Source organism: Vibrio sp. 10N.222.46.A1, assembly GCF_041473595.1.
In the GTDB taxonomy this organism is placed as follows: Bacteria; Pseudomonadota; Gammaproteobacteria; order Enterobacterales; family Vibrionaceae; genus Vibrio; species Vibrio tasmaniensis_A.
Genome location: NZ_JBFRSN010001426.1, coordinates 1 through 441 on the forward strand (window position 1 = coordinate 1; position 441 = coordinate 441).

At 48.8% G+C, this 441-nt stretch carries 1 pseudogene; it reads left to right on the plus strand.

The features are described 5' to 3' along the window. Nucleotides 1-441: pseudogene (locus tag AB4496_RS27080) on the plus strand (type-F conjugative transfer system mating-pair stabilization protein TraN); the annotation flags it as partial.

Sequence of the window (441 nt, forward strand, 5' to 3'; positions counted from 1 at the left end):
CTTCATACCCTTGCCGCCCCTCAAGAAAACACATTCTACGACAACGTGGAGTGGGCGAAAAACACCCCGAACGAGGCTTACAATGACTCAGAAATGACGCTTAACCTGTCAGACTTCTGCAGCGACAATAATCCAGGGTGTGAAAGCAAAATCCGACAGCCTGATGAAGCCGGGATGACTGATGCACAAATCACAAACCAATCCACGTCGGAGTTTGGCAACAACGAACACGCTCAAGCGATACAAGAGGGGTTTGACAATAATAGTGTCACCATTGACCCAAACGATGATACGTATCGATTCGCCACCCTTGGCATTGAGAACGCCTATGAAATCAGTCATGGTCAGTCTAATCAGTACGTGGATTGTGACAACGCCACGCAATGCGTCATTGATAACATCGCAAAGCAATGCTACCGACCAACTCACAACCCGGTCCCG